The sequence below is a fragment of the Coprococcus sp. AF16-5 genome (assembly GCF_003479365.1).
GTDB classification, from domain to species: Bacteria; Bacillota; Clostridia; order Lachnospirales; family Lachnospiraceae; genus Coprococcus; species Coprococcus aceti.
Genome location: NZ_QUGZ01000002.1, coordinates 509,164 through 529,159, shown reverse-complemented (window position 1 = coordinate 529,159; position 19,996 = coordinate 509,164). Strand labels below are relative to the sequence as shown.

The window sequence follows — 19,996 nt, the reverse complement described above, 5'->3', positions numbered from 1 at the left end:
TTATCTCTCTTTTGCCATCTCAATAAGCGTTGTGACGAGAGTCTTTATATCGTATCCCTGAGCATTCCACAGCATTGGATACATGCTTATTCCTGTAAATCCAGGAAGTGTGTTGATCTCATTGAATACAACTCTGTTTGTTCCATTCTCAAGGAAGAAATCCACTCTGGAGAGTCCGAAGCCGTCAAGTGCTTTGAATATCTTCACAGCGTCTTCCCTTATCTCGTTCTCTGCTTCCTTAGGGATGTCGGCGCCGATAACCGTTCTCGACTCAGCATTGTTGTACTTTGCATCGAAATCGTAGAACTCAGCAGCGGCAAGTATCTCGCCAACTCCCGAAGCCTTGGTATTGTCCTTGTAACCGAGGACTCCGCACTCAAGCTCACGTCCAACTATCGTCTCCTCAACGAGGATCTTGTTGTCGTGCTTTACGGCCTCATTCAGCGCATACAGAAGGCTTGCTCTGTCAGTCGCCTTATTTACACCCTTTGATGATCCGGCCTTTGAAGGCTTTACAAATACAGGGTAATCAAGCTCAGCCTCAACTCTGTCCATAGCACTGTCTATGTCGCTGAAATCCTCTGCAAGCACAGGTACAAATCTCGCCTGTGAAACACCGATGTGATCAACGATTATCTTCGTATAGAATTTATCCATGGATGCTGCCGATGCCAGAACGCCACATCCAACATATGGAATATCTGCCATCTCGAACAATCCCTGTATAGTTCCATCCTCGCCATACATACCGTGAAGTACAGGGAATATGACGTCCACCTTCTGGCGCTCCACACCTGCATCGGAGAAAACTATAAGCTCTCTTCTGGTGTCCGGTGAGATCACTGCTGTGACCTTGCTGTCATACCAGCTTCCATCCGCTATACTCTCTATATTATCTGCCTTTAACCATCTTCCATCCTTGGTAATGCCAACCAATGTCATATTATACTTTTCAAGATCAACCCCCTTGGCAACTGTCTGTACCGATATACATGAAACCTCATGCTCTGATGATCTTCCTCCAAATATTACAACCAAATTTTCCTTAGCCATGACATGTGCTCCTTATACTTTAATCCGCGGTGCACCCGGGGCACACCACAGGTCAAAGTATAACACCTGGGAATCAACTTTTCAACGTCACTTATCCCCCAGATCTATACATAATGTCTCATACATTCCGGGCGGACAGTCCTCCCCGGAATCGCCAAAATACTCATAAGAAAATCCGGAGTTTGCATCGGCATCCACGCCCCACGCATTTGCCGCGCTCTGGGCAATGTCATTTATATCCTCCATCGCCATGACAAGATTGTGGCGCATCTGTATATAACTCAGATTCTCATTGTAGTCGTCCCCAAGCCACATGCCGATCTGCTTCATGACTGTGTTGCCCACATAGCTCTCAAGCTCATCTCTCTCATCCTCAGACTTCATATCGCCATCATAATCGACCTTAAGCCTTATGACCCTTCCACTGTCATCCAGTGAATTGTTGTACATGACCGCATCCGCCATTATCTCCCTCGACACCTTATCCTTATATTTCTTCACATAAGAAACCTGTCCAAATATCACACCGCCGACAATTCCTATGAGGACACCCAGTATGGCCGCCCTGAACATTCTCCACATAAACAATACCTCCTGATCATCTAAGTCTCTATTCACCTATCCCATCTCTCGCGTATGTCGCCAGACACTGGCCTTCATAGTGTGTCTTAAGATATTCATTTGTATTGTTATCCCCGGATTTCTCCAGTATATTCTGTTCTATCACCACAGTCACATAGCTTGTAGCAAATTCCTTCTCAAGTTCGGCTGCAGCCTCGTTCATTACCTGGGTATCCTCCGCTACTATATACTCCACATGACTCGTATCGAGGGACTTCGCATGACTCTCATTATAACTTCTGCAAGCATCGGCAAATGAACCGGCGTCCACCTGGTACACCCCCTCCTCGGTCAGGGAATCCTCATCGTCGTCCAGTCCTGTTACGACCAGACTGTATCTCAGCCCGCCGCCGGCAGGCTCCTCCGTGCTGCGCTCTATGATGACCGCATTCACATAGTCCACATCCTCCACCGGCTTGTATTCACACCCACTCAATATACACGCCGTCAATAACACCGCCGCCAGTCCGGCAGATTTTTTTACAGGCCATTTCCCGGCAAGTGATGCCGCCGGCAATATTATCGACAGGGGTACATCCATCAGAATAAGATATCCGGAGATGATCTTTATACGGTCCTGCTGTCCGGGCAGCATCCCGGCCCACAGGCATACGGCAAATGCAAGGACTGCCCACAATGTCTTCCACAGCCATCTGTGCCGAACACCCAGTCTGTCCACAGCGCCCCATCCACCTATGACGTTTGGAACCAGTGCCATCACACCGAACACGATGACAAGGTAACACACCAGCATGAGCGGCCTGAGCTTCACTCCGCCAGGCAGTTCCATGGCTCCCACTATATATAGTATATTTTTCTCCTTAGCCATGAGCGCACCCGTACCCAGTGTACATATCACAATTATCGAACAGATAATGCCTATTATGGTACTTGTGCCTACGGCTGCACACAACATTCCTCTTCGCCTCCGAATGACGTGTATATACACCAGCACCACCGTCTCCATAGCCGAGAATCCAAGAAAAAGCAGTCCTCCCCTAGCCATGACACGGCTTATGGTGAAATTCGCCCCGCCCTCGTCTCCTATCTCAGTCACAGTCTTAAGCACTGACAGATCAAGGTTACTCACAGAAGACAGAATGACCACAGCCCCCGCCGCGACAGCGAACCAGAACACGGACTCCGCAAACCTGACCATCCCCCTTGTGCCACGGCTACCCATATACAGACATGCAAGCAGCAAGGGGATTGAGATAGCAATTACCGTGTATCTTTTCAACATCAACTGCCTGGAACACTCGGCAAGGACAAACAGCAGCAAGCCCATCCTAACGGCAGTTCTCGCCCCATAAATCAATTCAATAGTCCTATTTTTGACTTTACCGCTTTCTCTGTTCCCTCTCTCATCAATCTTCATGTATACAATATATAGTGCTATCACGTAAGCAAAAGCCATGCATAGCGTCAAAAAAAGTGACAAAATCAGGCAATTTCTTCCAAAATATGAGGGTATTAATGTAGCTACAAAAGTTATCATCCCTGGCAAAACAAGCAAAGTCATCTTAAAAAAGGCAGGAAACGTCACATTATATTTATCATTCATATCTATTTTCTCTTTCTGACCAACCTGCGCCGCTCATCAGGATTGCTCCATTTAGGTCTGTTGATCATTTTCTTTATAGGCGCGCGGACAACAAAGTCCTTATATCCCTCGCCAGTGTATCCACAGGTCACGACAGGTGACATATACGGCACGCCAAAGCTGTCCAGGGATGCAAGATGAAACACGAGAACCAGCATCGCAAGGATAAATCCAAGTATCCCATAAAGTGCGCTGGTGATTATAATTACGAACTTAAGCAATCTGAAAACAGACGCAAACGCCTCATTCGGAATGGCAAATGAAGCTATAGCCGTGAGTGCCACAACTATCACAACCATGGTGCTGACTATCCCCGCCTCCACGGCTGACTGACCAACTATCAGACCGCCAACCACTCCTATCGTATTTCCAAGCTGGCTCGGCAGTCGTATCCCGGCCTCCCGGAGCAATTCAAACAAAAGCTCCATTATCAGCACTTCAACTACAACGGGGAACGATAGCTGGCTTCTCGCATCGGCTATCGCATACAGAAGCTTGTCGGGTATCAGCTCCCTGTGATAACAGGTGATCGCAATATAAAGTCCCGGCAGTCCCACCGCAATGAACGCTGCCACATACCTTATCATTCTGGCAAATGTCGCCACCGGCCATCTGTTATAATAATCGTCCGCCGTCTGAAACAGAGTGTTGATGGTGGCTGGAGCAATTATGACCTCAGGGGAATTGTCAAACACAACGACAACCCTGCCCTCCACCAGAGCCGCGGCCGCCTTGTCAGGTCTTGTGGTCGCCTGGTATATCGGAAATATCTCCTGCCATTTCTTCTCCATCAGATGTTCAGCCATACCGCTGTCAAACACCGCATCTATCTCATACTTATCGATGGTGTCCCTTATCTGCTGTACCAGCTCAGGCTCCGCTATATCTTCCATATAGAATATCCCGTACTCTGTTCTGGATCTGACGCCCATTGTCCCCTGTTCCAGCTTCAGATGTACGTCCTTGATCCTTCTCCTTATCAGAGCTGTGGATGTCCTAAAGTTCTCATTGAAGCTGTCCCTCGGCCCTCTCATTCCTCCCTCGGTGGAGCTTTCCTCTATACCTCTCACAGGGAAATGTTTCGATGACACTACTATTGCCTGATTGCTCCCGGATACAAATATAGCCGTATCCCCCCTGAGAACCGCCCTGACAACGTTGTCCATGTCACTTTCCTGGGTATAATCCGCCGTCTGACCCTCGCAGGAGATTATATGCTCCCACAGATCTGCCGTGTCTTTATTCCGCCATTCCCAGGTTATTGGTTTTATTAATGTGTTCTCAATCAACTCATGATCGCACAGTCCATCTATATACACCACGTATATTGCCGGATCATCTCCCCAGGCACAGCGATCCAGATCAAACCTTCGCTCCACGATATCGCTCCAGTTACCGAACATTGTCTCAATTTGTGTGATGTTTTCGTCTATTTTTTTACTGATTGAAGCCATCGTCCGCCGTAAACACCTCCAACATACCGTTTATCTTCTGTAATCTATCTTGTCCAACGGATGAGTTTTTATTCAGACATACACGTAAAAAGGCGGAACACGTTTTCACGCATTCCGCCTCTTATACAGGTATTTATTATTATGCATATTGTTATTTCTGTGCTTTGACAACATTTGTGATCACGATCTGTTCCTGATCGTATATATGTATACGGGTTATCTCCTTGGCTTTCTCTTCATCCCTGGCTATTATCGCATTCATGAGAGCCTCATGCTCCGCTATAAGCTTGTCGTGATAGCTGAAATCCTTTACATACTCCACGCGGTATCTGTACACCTGCTCACGAAGACTCTGGGACATGCTGATCAGTCTCGGATTGTTCGTCATGTCCATTATAGTATTGTGAAATGCAACATCCGCATCTACTATCTCCGGGATTATCTTGGAGCTTACCGCTTTCTTGAAGTCGGCATAGGACTGCTTCAACCGCTCTTTTCCTTCGTCGTCTATCCTCTTGCAGGCAAGCCCTGCCGCAAGATCCTCAAGCGCCATCCTGATCTCAAGCGCATCGCTCAGATCCTTTGCCGTTATCCTGGCAACCTCTGCTCCCCTTCTCGGGATCATGACCACAAGCCCTTCAAGCTCAAGCATTCTCATGGCCTCCCTGACAGGGGTACGGCTTACGCCAAGCCTCTTCGCAAGAGTGACCTCCATAAGTCTCTCCCCCGGCTCAAACTCACCGTGAACTATAGCATTCCTCAAAGTCTTAAACACTACCTCTCGAAGAGGCAGGTACTCATCCATATTCAATCTAAGATCCATCACATACCTCTTCTTATGTTATACGGGCTGACGGCATACGCAGCCTGTATCTCGTCCTTTTCACGCAGCATATCTACTACCCTTTGTGCCAGTTCTTTATCCCTGTTGTCATATATTCCGAACACTGTCGGCCCACTGCCACTCATGAGCACTCCCATGGAATCGTTCTCCGCTATGAGCTTCTTGACTGAATCTATCACAGGATTTGCAGGTATCGTAACCGTCTCGAGCACATTTGCCATTCTGTCTGTTATTCCCTTCAGATCTCCGGTCTTGAGTGCATCCGCCATGCCATCGATATCTGGATGCTCCTCCAGCAGATCCACCTTCAGGTTCTGGTATACCCATTTTGTGGACACTCCGATCGCCGGCTTCGCTATGACGATCAGGCAGTCCGGCATAGGTGGAAGTGGTGTAAGGATCTCTCCTATTCCCTCCGAGAGTGCCGTACCCTGCATGATACAGTAAGGCACATCTGCGCCGAGCTTCACTCCATGTTCCATGAGCTGTTCATCGGAAAGGTTCAGTCCAAACAGCATATTCATCGCCTTGAGGGCTGCCGCTGCATCAGCGCTTCCCCCTGCCATTCCGGCTGCAACCGGTATGTGTTTATCCACGGTTACATGAACACCCTTGTCTATTCCATATATATCCTTCATCATCCGGCACGCCTTGTATATGATGTTATCCTTCACATCCGGCAGCTCCGACGAATCCGATGTTATAACGATCTCGTCTGTGGTGACATCGCAAAATGTCAGTTCATCCCACAGATCGACCGTCTGCATGATCATTTTCACCTCATGATATCCATCCTCGCGTCTCCTGACCACGTCGAGACCGAGGTTTATCTTTCCATATGCCTTTAATGATATTTCCATTTTCTCTCCTGTCCGTGACATTTCCCCTGCAGCTTTTCAGCCTGCAATCACTTTTTTCTAACAGAATATCCAAATTTGCCGAGTTTGTCGCCAAGTGCAAAATACTCTCCATGTGAATATGCGACAAGTCCCGTGCTGTTGAGGTTGAATTTGCCGGTCTTATCCATGTATTCATCACTTATCTGGACTCCGACCACCTCAGCGATAAACATGTGGTGGGATCCAAGCTCAACTACCTGCTTTACCTTGCACTCTACGTTCACCGGACTCTCCTCTATAGCCGGGCATGACACATTCACGCCGTCACATGCATGGAGGTTCATCTCCTTGAATTTATCCACGTCTCTTCCTGACTTCACACCACAATAATCAGTTGCAAATGCCAATTTCTCGGTGACGAGATTTATGGTAAATTCTCCTGTCTCCTTGATTATGTCGTAGGAATATCTCTCCGGACGCACCGATATGGACACCATTGCAGGATCGCTGCATATGGTACCGGCCCACGCTATCGTCACTATGTTTGGCTTCTCTCCTGGTCTCTGGCAGCTCACCATAACTGCCGGAACCGGATACAACATATTTCCTGGTTTCCAATTCTGTTTTGCCATGTCTATACCTCTTTCTCTATTGACCTTCAACTCATTTTCAGCCACTTTCAGTCACTGTGGCGCAACGCACCACAGTGCTGATATCTCAAGCTGTCAATTGTTCGTATTTTGTATATTGTATACATTATACATAATAATACATGCCAGTGCATAAAATTACAACCGCATACAGCGCTCTTTATTTATCTTATTTTATTGACAGCGGATTTATTACTATAATATGAATGATCTGTCCCGGTGTTACACAAGGAAATGCAGACAAAAAAAATGATCACCCAGAAGATCATTCCAGATAATCACTTATTATTCCCTGTGCCGTTTCGCTGTCATCGGACACCATGTATACCACAAATGTATCATGCACATACAGAACCGCATCATCAAGTCTGGCGGTCTCCGACGATTTGTAATCAAGGTACATCTGCAACTGTGAGTCGCGTCTTTTCTTCATGTCCGCCAGTATGCCCTGGGCATCGACCGTTGACGACGCCTGAAATACTGCGAGCTCCTCGGCGGTGGCTCCCGTTGACATGTACACTGCACTGTCCTGCACCTGAGCGCTGTCTATACCATAATATCTGAGCGCCGTCTCAGAGGAGACCTCCTCCACGGAATCCTCAAACTTCACGTTCTGCATGAGCATATCAGCCAGAGAGTGCACATCCGGCGTATCTGCCTCGTCGTCTCCATTTCCTGCGCATCCCGCAAGCGAACAGATCATCAGACAGCATGCAAACAAATATATTATTCTTTTTATCATATGCCTCCGTCTCCACTATCTTCTGACATACACGTTCTTTCTGATGTATTCCATCATCTTGAGACAATATTTCTTATTACAATGTTTTCCATCTATTCCCGCATCCTCCGGCAGAACACCATCCACAGACACGCTGTGAGCCACATCGAGATAGATCACCTGATCGTAGCTGCCACACATCTCCTGCATGAGAGAATTGAGCTTGTCCACACCCGGGTTGTTATACACCTGGTCTTTTGATGAAAGCTCCGCCGATACAGGAAGTACTGACATCACATATACATTTGCCGCAGGCTGTAACTGGGAGATCTGATCCAGTAAAGTCTTGTAGGCCGACATGTACCGCTTGTTATACCACGAAAGCTCCTCAAGCCCAAATGAAATGTATATATTCTCATAGCTCTTCATGCCAAGCATCTCGACAACCGTACACTGTTCTCCTGAATCGCAGGTGAACATCTTGGTATTAGCGACCTTCTCTATGTCCAAATTCTTCGCCACACACATATCCCAGTTGTCTACACCGCTGTACAGTCCCAGCGCCTCGGCTCTGGAATCACCTATGAGCAGAGATGTCGAGAAATACTGGTCATCCGTAGCATTCGCCGGCATGTATATATTGCTGTCATATTTGTCCGCTCCCTTGCCGCTCACATCAGGGTTGGTGTAATTGACAAATTGTACATACTGACCATTCCGCTGATCCGGAATGGCCGCATCCTCCGCAGTTGCCAGATACTGCTGTGCAGCCTCCTCCGTGTCACTGTATGACATATTCTGACTGCTGCTCTCACTTATATCTGCCGATGTTCCGCTCTCAGGCTGGAACTCCTCCTGACCGTTCACATTCTTTTTCAGGTTGCCCTGTCCAAGCGCAAATATCATTATGACTGCGACGATCACTCCTATTCCGCTCTCGACGAGTTTCATTCTGCGGTGATGCCGCTGTCTGTATATCTTTTTTCTATAATCAGTGTTATTATTCTTAGTCACCTTCGACCTCCGAATTAACTAACTTTCATGTCTTTCGCAAAATATCCTATGATAGTATAGCAATTAATGATAAAATAATCAAGAACGCCGCGTTTTGTGAACCTCATTGTTGCCATACAATTTTTTCCGTGTTACTATTTTACATAGGAAAGTTCACTGTTTTTGTGGATTTCAGCATACAACTTAAACACAACATATTTATAGAAGAGGAGAACACGATGAACACTACAGCACGTACAATAGACTACAAGGGCGAGACTTGTATTGAACTTATATCAGGCGATTACCGTGCACTGATCGCACCATTTAACGGAAGCAACATTATGAAGATGGAGAACACCGCTCTGGATATTGATATATTCAGGAACGATCCTTCCTTGACTCCTGCACAGCTCAAAGCAGCAGCAGAGATCTACGGAATGCCTACCCTGTATCTCCCTAACAGACTGTCACACGGCAACTTAAGAACCTCCGATGCCATGTATCATTTCCCATGCAATGATCCTCTCGGCAACCATCTCCACGGTTTCCTTCATCTCAGAAACCACAGCATAGAGAGCGTGTCAGTGGATGGAGACAAGGCCATCGGCAAGACTTCATATGTATATGATGAGAAGGATGAGTTTTTCGCTACATACCCTGTGAGCTTCAGAGCAGACTTCACATTCACTCTTGCTCCGGACGGTATGCACTATGAGTTCACACTCACCAACCTCTCCGACAAGCAGATGCCATACGGCGTATGTAACCACGTTGCATTCAAGGGGCCTTTCACAAGCACAGGAAAGGGCGAGGATGTACGTCTCTGTGTACCTGTTGGAGACAAATGGGAGCTTGATGAGCACGCTATCCCTACAGAGAAGAACCTTCCTATAACAGATTACGATCTCCAGTACAAGAACGGAACCATGGTACCTGTTCTGAAGGACATCGACAACGATCTCTACACAGCGGAGATGAACGAGCTGGACGGCAAGCCTTTCTACGGAGTATACGCAACTGATGTTGCCACAGGCAAGAAGGTCTGCTATGAGGTTGACGACACAATGAAATTCTGGATCATGTGGAACGATCACGGCGACAAGGGTTACTTCTGTCCTGAGCCAATGAGCTGGAATATTGACGCTCCAAATCTCTCAGGAGCACCGGAGATCACAGGCTACACAGAGCTTGCTCCAGGCGAGTCCAAGACAGTAAAAGAAAGAATATTCACAATGGCATAAAACATGACATTTTCTATGGAACGGTCTCCCGGCGGAGGCCGTTCTTTCATATTATTAATTTTTCCCCTGTCTCGTTGTTTTTCTCCCCCCAGTATAATAAAATTATTATAATACCATATGCAAGGAGGGATTCTATGAAAAAGATGCTTAGATTTTTACTAGTTTTCGCGGCAATGTTCTGTATGACATGCTTCACAGCATTTGCAGAAGATACCGACGATCCAGACACATACTATCTGGAGTTTGATGCAGCAGGAGGACAGTTATCGGGGGAGACTTCCACTGTGATAAGCAGCCCATCAGCAGAATTTACGACTGTTGACCTGTCAAAGTACAAGCCGGAGAAAGACGGCTTTACATTCACAGGATGGTACAACGACAAGACAAAGGTCACCAGCATTGACACATCATACTTCCAGTCTACAAACCGTATAAAGCTGACAGCGATGTACACCAAGGACAGCTTCTCCGGTTCAGGGCTCACCTTCACACTGAATGCAAATGGAGGCAAGCTCGGAGATGCGGACAGCGGAACATATGACTTTGATGTAGCAGGATCAGGATATGGCGTGGCACTGAACGACTACCCACCGACCCGTGAGGGCTATGAGTTCAAGGGCTGGAACACGAAGTCCGACGGATCAGGCAAGACCGTGAACATCATATACACCTCTTCCTTTGAGAAGGCGGCAGATAACGGATATGAGTATTCCGATACTGATGACTCATCGGCTAAAAGAAACCTGGTATTTTATGCGATGTGGAAATCAGACTCTGCTCCTACAGGCACCATCAGCATGGGCGATAAGAGCTGGAACGGTCTCCAGGATGTATCATCATTTGAGCAGTATTACAACAAGGCCCAGAAGGTTACCATCACCTGTGACAACAACTCCGACCCTTCCATCACAGTCGGCTACCTGATAAGCGACTCAGCTCTGTCATCGGACGATCTGGGTGCAGCAACATTTACCGAGTATAAGAAAGCATTTTCCATAAAGGACGAGGGCAAATATGTTGTATACGCAAAGCTTTCATCAGAGGACGGCAAAACAACATACTTATCCACAGATGGTTTCATCATCGACACACACGCGCCAAAGGTCACAGGAATCGCCGACGGAGAGACTTACTGCCTGTCAGCCGTGATGACCGTGAAGGAATCCCATCTGGCAAAGGTCACAGTGAACGGCGAGGAGAAACCCCTTGACGACGATCACTCACTTGCTCTGGAAGCCACAGATGGTGAGCAGACCATCATCGTATCCGACAAGGCGGGAAATGAAACCAAATTGACTGTAACAGTAAACAAGAAACACACCGCAGAAACCGACGACGGTGACTGCACGACACCTCAGAAATGCCGCTACTGCGGTGAGATCGTCGTGGAGGGCAAGAGCAGCCACGACCTCGGCAACTGGACAAGTGATGGCAACGGCAAAACCCACTCCCGCAAGTGCAAGAACAAGGGCTGTGGATATAAGGTCATCCAGGACTGCTCCGGCGGAACCGCAACCTGCCAGAAGAAGGCAGTGTGCTCTGTGTGCGGCAAGAGCTACGGCAAACTCAGCACAACGAACCACACAGACCTTAAGAAAACTGATTATGTAGCAGCAACCACCTCCAGCAAGGGCAATATAGAATACTGGTATTGCTCAGCCTGCAAGAAATATTTCAGCAACAAGGGCTGTACAAAGGAGATAAGCAAGGCTGACACAGTCATCGACAAGGCAGCACCCGAGATCATCGGCGGCAAGGGAAGCAAATGGAGCAAGGCCAGCAAGAACACTATCAAGTTCAGATCGAACGCTGAGTACGCTGACTTTGTCTGTGTCCTCATAGATGACAAGGAACTTGACCCTTCATATTACAACAAGAAAGAGGGAAGCATCATAATCGAGCTCAAGACGAGCTATCTTGAATCCCTCTCGGTCGGAAGCCACACCATAACCATCAGATCCAAGACCGGAGATGCTGTGACAACATTTACAGTGTCCAAGAAGAAGACTTCCACAACCACACAGACAACTACCAGAGCCACAACCGAGGCGACAACGGCAAGTACGACCGAGGTCACCACAGAGTATAGAAATACATTTACCCCTGTGACGACCGAGGCGACCACAACTGAGATATCCACGATAGAGCGTACCACAACCGAGACGACCACTGAGGTCACAACAGAAAAGAGCACACTCACCGTGGGCAGCTACTCTTCCACTGATAAGAGTAAGAGTAAGGTACATAACCTTCAGCTCATAATCCTTATAACAGTGCTTGCGACCATTCTAATCTCGTTTGTGATAATCATAATTTCAGGTATGAAGAAGAAATAATACCGAAAAGTTCAATAAGGCAGCACGTCAGAATAGTCAGCGGCATAGACTGAAGGTAGGTAACAGCATGAACATAAGAAACGACCGTGGCATCCATAAAAGACATCGCCCAGAGCGTCGGACCCATTCTTTACAGAACTGCTGCATGTCATAGAGAGTGAGATCCACAAGAACGGATGCATCCTGTCCAAGGCATGGTATCGGTCCATCTTCTCCGACGACAGGAGATGCAGGTATGAGAACGTGGATTCTGTAATCCGCAGGATGTGCGAGGAAGCCCAGTACACAACTCCGATGCTGACCACCGTGGAGATATCCAAGACGGACATGGGGCATTTCGCCCTGCAGCTTCTAATGGACAGCCTCAAGGGCGGTCACAAGGGAGTCGCAAGAATTGAGTTCCAGTGCAAGCTCATCAAGAGAGATAGCTGCACACTGGCAGAAGACAGCAAATGGTGCGAATATTACATTTAATATCCGCACCATTTGTCGTCTGTTCATGTATCCATGTCCATATATTCAGTTTCTGTATTCAATATCTGTATCCAGCAGTTGTCCTTCTCGTGACTACTCTGTCGTATCATCTGTAGTCGTATCTCCCGTAGTCATAACTGTTCCGCCGAGATACCACTCTCCATCCTTCTCATAACAAATGATATCCATGTCCAGATCATACGGTGAAGTCTGACCCTGGAATGTCATCATTATCGTTCCGGTAACCGGAATGACATAACCCTTTGATATACCTGCTTCCTTCTGGGTCTTTCCATATACAGTGCTGCTGACTGCCGCCAGATCGCCGGACTCTGCCACATGCCCATCACCCATGGTATAGCTGACTGTATATTCTATATTATTTTCCTTATAAGTCTGGAACACAGTGACCAGATCCTTTGACGAATCGCTGTCTATGGTATCAGGATCCATAACACTCTCCACCTTGTCAAGATCCGCTTCCTCAAGGCCCTCCATGTAGGTCTTTATCAGATCCTCGCTCTCTGATTTTCCGGTCATATTTTTTCTGACAACTATGTATATCACCACTACTATCACTGCTAACACGATCGCACCAAGTGCTATAAACAGCTTCTTTTTGCCTTCTTTTCTGCTCTCCTCCATAAGCTGTATATCACGCTCGTCCAGCTCCATATCATCCATTCCGCTTCCGCCTACATAATTCTTAGTTTCATTTTTTCCCATAGTAAATAACTCCTATACTGTTTTGATATTACACAGTATAACACAGCATAAGCATCAATTAATTACTCAAATACAGGAATTAATACATTTAGTAATTGTGCAATTTTCACTATAACTTTGTTGTGTTTTAAAGTCTTTTATTATATAATCAGAGTGTATGGCTGACTTTAAGGGAGAATTTAGCACAAGTCGATACAAAAGCGGCTTCAGGGGGGCTGGCATAGCCATCTGGAAGCCTTCACAAAACATTGGAAGGAAGGTATATGCTACATGAAATTTGGTTATTTTGATGATGCCAACAAGGAGTATGTCATCACATCTCCTAGAACTCCTTATCCTTGGATCAACTACCTTGGAACACAGGATTTCTTTTCACTGATCTCCAACACTGCAGGAGGTTACAGCTTCTACAAGGACGCTCGTCTTCGTAGAATCACAAGATATCGTTATAACAACGTGCCTATAGATATGGGCGGACGTTATTTCTATATCAACGACAATGGTACAATATGGAATCCGGGATGGTCACCGGTAAAGACAGAGCTTGACGAGTATCAGTGCCGTCATGGTATGGGATATACAATCATCACAGGTAAGAAGAATGACCTTAAGGCTGAGGTTACTTTCTTTGTTCCTCAGAACTACGCTGGAGAGGTTCAGCAGGTCGTTCTTACAAATGAAGGCTCAGAGGAGAAGACATTCTCATTCTTCTCATTTGAGGAGTGGTGTCTCTGGGATGCACAGGATGACTGCACCAACTTCCAGAGGAACTTCAGTACAGGTCGTGTAGAGGTTGTCGGATCAACTATCTACCACAAGACAGAGTACAGAGACAGACGTGACCACTTCGCATTCTACACAGTGAATGACGAGATCGATGGTTACGATACAGACAGAGATTCATTCATCGGACTTTACAACGGCTTCCACAACCCACAGGCTGTTGAGGCTGGCAAGTCAAATGATTCATTTGCTGATGGATGGTCGCCTATCGCTTCACACTACAAGAAGATCACTCTTGCTCCAGGCGAGACAAAGACTCTTGTATTTATACTTGGATATGTTGAGATGCCTGTTGACCAGAAGTTCGAGGCAGACGGCAAGACTATCAATAAGGTAAAGGCTCTCGAGATGATCGAGAAGTACAACACTCCTGAGAAGGTTGCTGCAGGTCTTGAGGAGCTCAAGGAGCACTGGAACAGACTGTTGAGCATTCTCAACGTTAACACACCTGATGACAAGGTTAACCGTATGGTCAACATCTGGAATCAGTATCAGTGTATGGTTACATTCAACCTTTCACGTTCAGCTTCATACTTCGAGTCAGGTATCGGCCGTGGTATGGGATTCCGTGATTCCAACCAGGATGTGCTTGGATTTGTTCATCAGATCCCTGATCGTGCAAGAGAGAGAATCATCGATATAGCTTCAACACAGTTCCCAGACGGTGGATGCTACCATCAGTACCAGCCACTTACCAAGAAGGGTAACGCAGATATCGGTGGAGACTTCTCAGATGATCCATTATGGCTGATCCTTTCAGTTTCAGCTTATATCAAGGAGACTGGCGACTGGGGCATCCTTGACGAGATGGTTCCATATGACAACGATATGTCAATTGCAAAGCCTATGCTTGACCACCTCAAGGTTTCATTCTACAAGATCGTGAACAACCTTGGACCACACGGACTTCCACTTGCAATGAGAGCTGACTGGAACGATTGTATCAACCTTTCATGCTTCTCAGATACACCAGGTGAGAGCTTCCAGACATACACCAACCCTAAGTTCGCTGCTGAGGGTGGATACTCAAAGGTTGCTGAGTCAGTTATGGTTGCTACACTCTTCACATATGCAGGTCCTAACTACGTTGCTATCCTTAAGCACCTTGGAATGGACGCTGAGGCTGATGCTGCTCAGGCTGAGATTGACAAGATGAAGGCCAACATCATGGAGTCAGCATGGGACGGCGACTGGTTCCTCAGAGCTTACGATGCAAACGGTGAGAAGATGGGATCCAAGGAGTGCGAGGAAGGTCAGATCTTCATCGAGCCACAGGGATTCGCTATCATGTCAGACATCGGTAAGGATCAGGGCTGCGACAAGAAGACTCTTGCTGCAATCGATGAGAGACTTAATACACAGCACGGACTTGTACTCAACAACCCAGCATTTACAAAGTATTACATCCAGTATGGTGAGATTTCTACATACCCAGGTGGATACAAGGAGAATGCCGGAATCTTCACACATAACAATGCATGGATCATCTGTGCTGCTGCTTACGCAGGTGCCGGTGATCAGGCATTTAAGTACTACTCAGAGATAGCTCCAGCTTTCACTGAGGAGACATCAGATATACACAAGACTGAGCCATATGTATACGGCCAGATGATCGGTGGTAAGGATGCCGGATCTGATATCGGCAAGCCGGGCAACCACTTCGGTCAGGGTAAGAACTCATGGCTGACTGGTACTGCTGCTTGGAACATGGTAGCTATATCACAGTACATCCTTGGTATCTCAGCAGACTTCGATGGTCTGAAGATCGATCCATCAATTCCTGCTGCATGGGATGGAATGACAGCTACACGTCAGTTCCGTGGTGCTACATACGACATCAAGGTTTCTAACCCAGATCACATCAACAAGGGCGTTAAGAGCGTACTCGTTGATGGCAACGCTATCGAGGGCAACGTTATCCCAGCATTTGGCGATGGCAAGACTCACTCAGTAGAGGTTGTAATGGGCTAATATAGACCGTGGATTATAAAGCACATTTAAGAAAATATACGTAAGTATATAGTGCAAAAACCCCACAATATCTATTTTAGATATTGTGGGGCTTTTTTGTTTATATGGCCTATCTTCTTCATCCCGCCACGGGATTGTCGCCAAACGCTGTGTTGTCCTCGTAAAAGATACAAATTAGCAACCTGTCCAACCCTACCTCTACTGTATAAGCAGCATCGGATCCACAGGATTGCCGTCCTTCTCGACTGCAAAATAGAGATTGCTTCCTTCCTCGCTGTAGAATCTGCTTGGCTCGCCAACGGTTCCCACTACCTGGCCGGCATCCAGATGCTCGCCAAGTGCAACCTTCACATCCTGAAGCTGTCCAAGTGTCACGGTGTAGCCGTCTCCAAGCTCAAGCTTGACGTAATTGCCCAGCTCTGGGTTGCTTGAGACCTCCGCTACCTTACTCTCATATACAGCCTTGACCTCATCGCCCGTCTGCGCCTCAATTACCATTGCAGGGCTGCACTTGTATTCCTTGAGTGTCTCAAAATACACTGTCGTATCCATGCTGTAAGGAATTATCACATTGCCATTTATAGGCCATGATATGCTATCCTTTGGATCGTAATGCAGGCTGTCATTTGAAACTCCTGAAGCTCCAGTCTCAGCACTCTCACTCTCCACTGTGGATGCAGTGGAATCCTCTATGGTATTATCCGTCTCAATATCTTTCTGCTCTGATGTACCTTCATCCGACACTCCGCTGTTCTTATCATTTTTCTTATCGTTCAAAGCTTCCTTCGCATCGGCTTCTGTCGTACTGTCATTCGGCGTATTCTGTCCTATTGTTATGGTCTTCTCCTTTGAATTGGTCTGTGCGTTATAAAGTCCGAGCACTGTCACAAGCACTGCCATGCCTGTGATGAGCGAGATATAAAATATATTCTTCTTTATGCCGCCCAAAAATTTCTTCATATTCATCACCTCATCTGTATCATGTCCACTTATTGGCACTTATATACAGATGATTTGAATGTGTAAATATTTTTTATCAACCTTTATTTTGCAATCTCTATTCCAGTATAATAATACCTGAGGATCTGATCATACTTCTCTCCATTTTCCGCCAATACAGACGCCCCATACAGTGACATTCCCAGAGAATCTCCAACGCCCACCGTTATGATCCTGTATCCATCCTTAACCTTATCTATGTGTATATTCGTCGAGGCAAGTCCCAGTTGTTCTTTGAAAACATCAGCCTCCAGCTCGCTCCCAAATACATTTATGGTCTGTGCAAATCCAGATTCTGTGGCTGTCATAACCTTGACCTCATCCGTCATATTGTCAGCGTCTATCCATTTTCTGAATATCTTCTGAAGCCTGTCCCCGCTGTATATCTCAGTGGTCGAAAAGTCCTCCGCCATCTGATCCACATCACTTGCCACCTGCCTGAGATACGGTATGTCATGCCCATATATTTCCTGTGCACTCACAGTATGCCCTGTACTTATCATATGATACGCCGGAAGTATTACCTCTCCACCGTATTTCATAACCTGTCCACCGGTCGCATACACCGCCTTCTCCGCCCTTCTCATTATCCCGGAACACTCGCCTCCCCATTTCTTCTTGAGCTGCGATTCCGTATATCTTATCTCCCGGAGCTGGGACTCATTTATAAGATTCTTTGTCTGCCCCTGTGTGGCGGAATTTCTGTCATTTTCATCCATCTGGTAATAGATTCCGGTCCTAACCACAACTGCGACCGCCTTGAGCATTTCATCGCTCCATTTGTCACTCATCATTCCCGCCAGCGTCGATGTTGTATACTCTTCCACATCCACGAGGGAATACTCCCCATTATCATAAATACACACATTGCGTCCGCTTTTTACCGATCCGTCAGTGTCATCTCCCCCAACCGCCTTGTCGTATATTCCTGATATTATGTAAGCAAGTGCCATAGCACACGCAATCCCTATAATGATCGTCTTTGCATTCCTCATTTCACCCTCCCGCATTTTTATACCTCTTATATATATATCGTTTTTACACTGCTCATATACCCTTTTTACTGAGAAATCTTAACGCAAATTTTAGTCGTATCGTTTATTGACAAATGCAACATGACATAATATGATAATAGCGTATTCAAGATTAACGGTTCGATTGCTATATAAGGTAAGCTTTTCTTTGGAGTATTCTCTATAAGGTATATTGTAGTGTTTTCATTGAGTACAAATTTTCATTTTTAGGAGGTACTCGTGATGAAGAACGGTACAGTTAAGTGGTTCAACGGAGAAAAGGGTTATGGATTCATCTCAGATGATGAGACAGGAAAGGACGTATTTGTTCATTTTTCAGCAATCAACTCTGATGGATATAAGACTCTTAACGAGGGACAGAAGGTTACATTTGACGTAGAGGCTGATCCTAAGGACGCTTCTAAGGAGAGAGCAACTAACGTAACAGTTGTAGCTTAATTCACATATAACCATTAACACAAGAACAGGCGCTATACAGATCTTTGATCTATATAGCGCCTGTTTTTTATTGCTTGTTAATATCACGGTTTCCTCACGGCTTCCCGTTACGCCCTGCTTCCGAGAGCCTTCTTGCGGGCTCTGTATTTCGCTCTGATATAACGGCCTGCCTCAGACAGTTCACTCGTCTTCCACCGGCTCGTCTTGCTCGTCCACGACGCCAGGAGGGATGCCGATTCATTCTTGTTGCTGAGACTCCAGCAGAAATAGCTGACATTCGCCTTGTTGAGTCTGGTCAGCCATTTGCCGGTGTAGGCTTTGCTTATGCCTCCATCGCCGCTTGCCGCGGACATTCCGAACTCTGTGACTATGACCGCTATCCCCTTCTTCCTTGCGTATGCAAGCTTCGCAGGAAGATACCGGTTGTGGCTCCACTCATTTGCATAGAAATGGAGTGAGTACATTATATTCTTGTAGCCCTTGATAGGGTTATCCGCAACCTCATTGTGTGTGCCATCCGAACCGAGCTGGGACCATGTCGGCGTTCCCACTACGATGATCGCCTTCTTGTCATACTTTCTTATGACCTTTATGACCTGGGACGCATATCGCTTGACGGTCTTCCAGTCGCAGCCATTTGGCTCATTGCATATCTCATAAATGATATTTTTCTGTTTCTTATACTTCTTCGCCATAGTTGCAAAGAATCTTCTTGCCTCTGCAACCTGTGTCATAGGATTCCCGTCGTTGAGTATGTGCCAGTCGATGATCACATACATGCCGAGGTCGGTCGCATATTTCACGCCCTTGTATATCTGATTTCGAAGTGCCGCTTTGCTGCCGCCCGCACAATAGCCGTTGTATTCAGATGTATACATGGCAAGTCTTACCGCATTAACTCCCCAGTCGTCTCTCAGAGTCTTGAACGCCGCCTTGTTCACATAAGGATATCCCACATCCCAGTTGATACCGTGTGTGCTGATTCCCCTGAGCTGGAATTTCTTGCCTTTGGCATCCACCAGATCTGCCCCCTTCACAGACAGTCTTCCATGTGTCGCCACCGGCGTCTTTACCTTCGTAGCTGCAAATGCATCACAGTTCGGCTGTACGGCAACCGCTGTAAATATCATTGCAAATGCGAGCAGCAGAGCCGTGAGTCTGTGTCTCAATTTTCTACCTTTCATATGTTTATAACCCCCTTTTCATCACAACG

The 19,996-nt window shown here is 46.7% G+C and carries 18 protein-coding genes; 5 read left to right on the top strand and 13 right to left on the bottom strand.

Annotated features, from left to right (window positions below):
* From DWW70_RS07220 to DWW70_RS07180, 9 genes are all read right to left on the bottom strand, one after another.
* Nucleotides 1-1,053: a D-alanine--D-alanine ligase family protein gene (locus DWW70_RS07220; RefSeq protein ID WP_022217335.1), complete on the bottom strand. Its 1,053-nt coding sequence runs from the start codon at nucleotides 1,051-1,053 to the stop codon at nucleotides 1-3.
* Nucleotides 1,054-1,140: 87 nt separating this feature from the next.
* Nucleotides 1,141-1,635: a hypothetical protein gene (locus DWW70_RS07215; protein ID WP_022217336.1), complete on the bottom strand. Its 495-nt coding sequence runs from the start codon at nucleotides 1,633-1,635 to the stop codon at nucleotides 1,141-1,143.
* 28 nt (nucleotides 1,636-1,663) lie between these two features.
* Nucleotides 1,664-3,091 (bottom strand): hypothetical protein, encoded by a 1,428-nt coding sequence (locus DWW70_RS07210; protein WP_147360142.1) that lies wholly within the window; start codon nucleotides 3,089-3,091, stop codon nucleotides 1,664-1,666.
* Nucleotides 3,092-3,240: 149 nt separating this feature from the next.
* Nucleotides 3,241-4,731: a spore germination protein gene (locus DWW70_RS07205; RefSeq protein ID WP_118649543.1), complete on the bottom strand. Its 1,491-nt coding sequence runs from the start codon at nucleotides 4,729-4,731 to the stop codon at nucleotides 3,241-3,243.
* Between the two features lie 151 nt (nucleotides 4,732-4,882).
* A complete protein-coding gene (locus tag DWW70_RS07200; protein WP_055222341.1) occupies nucleotides 4,883-5,554 on the bottom strand; it encodes a GntR family transcriptional regulator in 672 nt (223 codons plus the stop codon).
* The gene (gene ispE / locus DWW70_RS07195; RefSeq protein WP_022217339.1) at nucleotides 5,554-6,435 is read right to left on the bottom strand and encodes a 4-(cytidine 5'-diphospho)-2-C-methyl-D-erythritol kinase; all 882 of its coding nucleotides are present in this window, start codon (nucleotides 6,433-6,435) and stop codon (nucleotides 5,554-5,556) included. The genes DWW70_RS07200 and ispE overlap by 1 nt, the downstream gene beginning before the upstream one ends.
* Nucleotides 6,436-6,482: 47 nt before the next feature.
* On the bottom strand, nucleotides 6,483-7,046 hold the full coding sequence (locus DWW70_RS07190; RefSeq protein WP_015534482.1) for a flavin reductase family protein: 564 nt from the start codon (nucleotides 7,044-7,046) through the stop codon (nucleotides 6,483-6,485).
* Between the two features lie 283 nt (nucleotides 7,047-7,329).
* Nucleotides 7,330-7,806, bottom strand: coding sequence for a DUF4358 domain-containing protein (locus DWW70_RS07185; protein WP_118649542.1), 477 nt, complete (start codon nucleotides 7,804-7,806; stop codon nucleotides 7,330-7,332).
* Nucleotides 7,807-7,821: 15 nt separating this feature from the next.
* A complete protein-coding gene (locus DWW70_RS07180) occupies nucleotides 7,822-8,799 on the bottom strand; it encodes a hypothetical protein (RefSeq protein WP_117549991.1) in 978 nt (325 codons plus the stop codon).
* 218 nt (nucleotides 8,800-9,017) lie between these two features.
* On the opposite strand from DWW70_RS07180, the gene DWW70_RS07175 reads away from it, so the two are divergent.
* The 3 genes from DWW70_RS07175 (at nucleotide 9,018) to DWW70_RS07165 (ending at nucleotide 12,832) form a co-directional block, all read left to right on the top strand.
* Nucleotides 9,018-10,022 (top strand): aldose 1-epimerase, encoded by a 1,005-nt coding sequence (locus DWW70_RS07175; RefSeq protein WP_015534480.1) that lies wholly within the window; start codon nucleotides 9,018-9,020, stop codon nucleotides 10,020-10,022.
* 134 nt (nucleotides 10,023-10,156) lie between these two features.
* On the top strand, nucleotides 10,157-12,358 hold the full coding sequence (locus tag DWW70_RS07170) for an InlB B-repeat-containing protein (RefSeq protein WP_118649541.1): 2,202 nt from the start codon (nucleotides 10,157-10,159) through the stop codon (nucleotides 12,356-12,358).
* 243 nt (nucleotides 12,359-12,601) lie between these two features.
* On the top strand, nucleotides 12,602-12,832 hold the full coding sequence (locus DWW70_RS07165) for a substrate-binding domain-containing protein (RefSeq protein WP_242992646.1): 231 nt from the start codon (nucleotides 12,602-12,604) through the stop codon (nucleotides 12,830-12,832).
* 93 nt (nucleotides 12,833-12,925) lie between these two features.
* On the opposite strand, the gene DWW70_RS07160 is transcribed toward DWW70_RS07165, so the two are convergent.
* Complete coding sequence (locus tag DWW70_RS07160) at nucleotides 12,926-13,558, bottom strand: nuclear transport factor 2 family protein (protein ID WP_118649540.1); 633 nt, start codon at nucleotides 13,556-13,558, stop codon at nucleotides 12,926-12,928.
* A 270-nt stretch (nucleotides 13,559-13,828) separates the two neighbouring features.
* Here DWW70_RS07160 and DWW70_RS07155 point away from each other — a divergent pair, with 270 nt between their 5' ends.
* Complete coding sequence (locus DWW70_RS07155) at nucleotides 13,829-16,312, top strand: GH36-type glycosyl hydrolase domain-containing protein (RefSeq protein WP_055145855.1); 2,484 nt, start codon at nucleotides 13,829-13,831, stop codon at nucleotides 16,310-16,312.
* 198 nt (nucleotides 16,313-16,510) lie between these two features.
* Here the strand turns inward: DWW70_RS07155 and DWW70_RS07150 are convergent, their stop codons facing one another.
* Nucleotides 16,511-17,272: a M23 family metallopeptidase gene (locus tag DWW70_RS07150; RefSeq protein WP_022217347.1), complete on the bottom strand. Its 762-nt coding sequence runs from the start codon at nucleotides 17,270-17,272 to the stop codon at nucleotides 16,511-16,513.
* An 83-nt stretch (nucleotides 17,273-17,355) separates the two neighbouring features.
* Entirely contained in the window at nucleotides 17,356-18,306 is a 951-nt protein-coding gene (locus tag DWW70_RS07145; RefSeq protein WP_243017689.1) for a SpoIID/LytB domain-containing protein, read from the bottom strand.
* 261 nt (nucleotides 18,307-18,567) lie between these two features.
* Between DWW70_RS07145 and DWW70_RS07140 the strand changes: the two genes are divergently transcribed.
* Nucleotides 18,568-18,783 carry a cold-shock protein gene (locus tag DWW70_RS07140; protein WP_015534471.1) on the top strand — a complete coding sequence of 72 codons (216 nt, stop codon included), beginning with the start codon at nucleotides 18,568-18,570 and terminating at the stop codon, nucleotides 18,781-18,783.
* Nucleotides 18,784-18,890: 107 nt separating this feature from the next.
* On the opposite strand, the gene DWW70_RS07135 is transcribed toward DWW70_RS07140, so the two are convergent.
* The gene (locus DWW70_RS07135) at nucleotides 18,891-19,967 is read right to left on the bottom strand and encodes a glycoside hydrolase family 5 protein (protein WP_055145864.1); all 1,077 of its coding nucleotides are present in this window, start codon (nucleotides 19,965-19,967) and stop codon (nucleotides 18,891-18,893) included.
* Nucleotides 19,968-19,996 lie beyond the last annotated feature (29 nt).

Bases quoted from the DNA above. Each gene is read 5' to 3' on its own strand.
- DWW70_RS07135 (WP_055145864.1), bottom strand. From the start codon at position 19,967: ATGAAAGGTAGAAAATTGAGACACAGACTCACGGCTCTGCTGCTCGCA.
- DWW70_RS07175 (WP_015534480.1), top strand. From the start codon at position 9,018: ATGAACACTACAGCACGTACAATAGACTACAAGGGCGAGACTTGTATT.
- DWW70_RS07150 (WP_022217347.1), bottom strand. From the start codon at position 17,272: ATGAAGAAATTTTTGGGCGGCATAAAGAAGAATATATTTTATATCTCG.
- DWW70_RS07220 (WP_022217335.1), bottom strand. From the start codon at position 1,053: ATGGCTAAGGAAAATTTGGTTGTAATATTTGGAGGAAGATCATCAGAG.
- DWW70_RS07145 (WP_243017689.1), bottom strand. From the start codon at position 18,306: ATGAGGAATGCAAAGACGATCATTATAGGGATTGCGTGTGCTATGGCA.
- DWW70_RS07160 (WP_118649540.1), bottom strand. From the start codon at position 13,558: ATGGGAAAAAATGAAACTAAGAATTATGTAGGCGGAAGCGGAATGGAT.
- DWW70_RS07205 (WP_118649543.1), bottom strand. From the start codon at position 4,731: ATGGCTTCAATCAGTAAAAAAATAGACGAAAACATCACACAAATTGAG.
- ispE (WP_022217339.1), bottom strand. From the start codon at position 6,435: ATGGAAATATCATTAAAGGCATATGGAAAGATAAACCTCGGTCTCGAC.
- DWW70_RS07155 (WP_055145855.1), top strand. From the start codon at position 13,829: ATGAAATTTGGTTATTTTGATGATGCCAACAAGGAGTATGTCATCACA.
- DWW70_RS07210 (WP_147360142.1), bottom strand. From the start codon at position 3,091: ATGGCTTTTGCTTACGTGATAGCACTATATATTGTATACATGAAGATT.
- DWW70_RS07190 (WP_015534482.1), bottom strand. From the start codon at position 7,046: ATGGCAAAACAGAATTGGAAACCAGGAAATATGTTGTATCCGGTTCCG.
- DWW70_RS07200 (WP_055222341.1), bottom strand. From the start codon at position 5,554: ATGGATCTTAGATTGAATATGGATGAGTACCTGCCTCTTCGAGAGGTA.
- DWW70_RS07215 (WP_022217336.1), bottom strand. From the start codon at position 1,635: ATGTGGAGAATGTTCAGGGCGGCCATACTGGGTGTCCTCATAGGAATT.
- DWW70_RS07140 (WP_015534471.1), top strand. From the start codon at position 18,568: ATGAAGAACGGTACAGTTAAGTGGTTCAACGGAGAAAAGGGTTATGGA.
- DWW70_RS07185 (WP_118649542.1), bottom strand. From the start codon at position 7,806: ATGATAAAAAGAATAATATATTTGTTTGCATGCTGTCTGATGATCTGT.
- DWW70_RS07170 (WP_118649541.1), top strand. From the start codon at position 10,157: ATGAAAAAGATGCTTAGATTTTTACTAGTTTTCGCGGCAATGTTCTGT.